This is a genomic window from Actinocorallia lasiicapitis, assembly GCF_054778695.1.
In genome coordinates this window covers 1-1,477 of record NZ_BAAGZI010000701.1, presented here as the reverse complement: position 1 = coordinate 1,477, position 1,477 = coordinate 1, and the positions used below count along the sequence as shown (strand labels likewise).

Sequence of the window (1,477 nt, the reverse complement as noted above, 5' to 3'; positions counted from 1 at the left end):
CCGGTCGATGGCCTCGCGGGTGGCGGTGCCGTCCTCGGCCAGCCCGAGCGCCTCGCGCAGACCGGGCAGCGACTGCTCGCCCGCCCAGAGCTGGCGGGCGCGGAGCATCGCCAGGACCAGGTCGATCCTGGCCTCGCCCGCCGGGGGCTCGCCGAGGACGTGCAGGCCGTCACGGATCTGGACGTCCTTCACCTCGCAGAGCCAGCCGTCGACGTGCAGCAGGAAATCGTCGAACTCGGCGTCGTGCGGGCGGTCGTCCAGGCCCAGGTCGTGGTCGAGGCGGGCGGCCTGGATCAGGGTCCAGATCTGGGCGCGGATCGCGGGCAGCTTCGCCGGGTCCATCGCGGCGATGCTCGCGTGCTCGTCCAGGAGCTGTTCGAGCCGGGCGATGTCGCCGTAGGAGTCGGCGCGGGCCATCGGCGGGACGAGATGGTCGACGAGCGTGGCGTGCGCGCGCCGCTTGGCCTGCGTGCCCTCGCCCGGGTCGTTGACCAGGAACGGGTAGATCAGCGGCAGATCGCCGAGCGCGGCGTCCGGGCCGCAGCCCGCCGAAAGGCCCGCGCCCTTGCCGGGCAGCCACTCCAGATTGCCGTGCTTGCCGACATGGACGACCGCGTGCGCTCGGAACGTCTCCTGGAGCCAGCGGTAGGCGGCCAGATAGTGGTGGCTCGGCGGAAGGTCGGGATCGTGGTAGATCGCGACGGGGTTCTCGCCGAAGCCGCGCGGCGGCTGCACCATCACCACGACGTTCCCGGCCTCGAGCGCGGCGAGCACGATGTCGTCGCCGTCCACGAACAGCTCGCCGGGGGCCGTGCCCCAGTGCCGCTCGACCCCCGCCCGGAGATCGTCGGGGAGGGTGGCGAAGAACTCGGCGTACGCGGCGCCGTCGATCCGGACGGGGTTGGCGGCGAGCTGCTCCTCGGTCAGCCACTCGGGGTCCTGGCCGCCCGCCGCGATCAGCGCGTGGATCAGGGCGTCGCCGTCCTGCTCCGCGACGCCGGGCAGATCGTCGAAGACATATCCGGACTCCCGCATCGCCGCGAGCAGCCGGACCACGCTGCGCGGGGTGTCCAGGCCGACGGCGTTGCCGATCCTGGAGTGCTTGGTCGGATAGGCCGAGAGCATGATCGCCACCCGCTTGTCGGCCGGTGCGACCCGGCGGAGCAGGGCATGGCGGTAGGCGATGCCCGCGACGCGGCGGGCCCGCTCCTCGTCGGCGACATAGACCGTCAGGCCGTCCTCGTCGATCTCCTTGAACGAGAACGGGACGGTGATGATCCGGCCGTCGAACTCGGGGATCGCGACCTGGGAGGCGGCGTCGAGGGGGGTCAGGCCGTCGTCGTTGGCCTCCCAGTCGGCGCGGCTGCTGGTCAGGCAGAGGCCCTGCAGGATCGGGATGTCGAGGGCGGCGAGCGCGCCGACGTCCCACAGCTCGTCGTCGCCGCCCGCGCCGGCCGTCGCGGGGCGGGTGCCGCCC

1 protein-coding gene is annotated in these 1,477 nt (G+C 73.1%); it reads right to left on the bottom strand.

Going from position 1 to position 1,477, the window contains the following annotated elements:
- A partial coding sequence (locus ACYVE7_RS33910) for a cobaltochelatase subunit CobN (RefSeq protein WP_460370657.1) occupies positions 1 to 1,477 on the bottom strand: 1,477 nt, incomplete at both ends.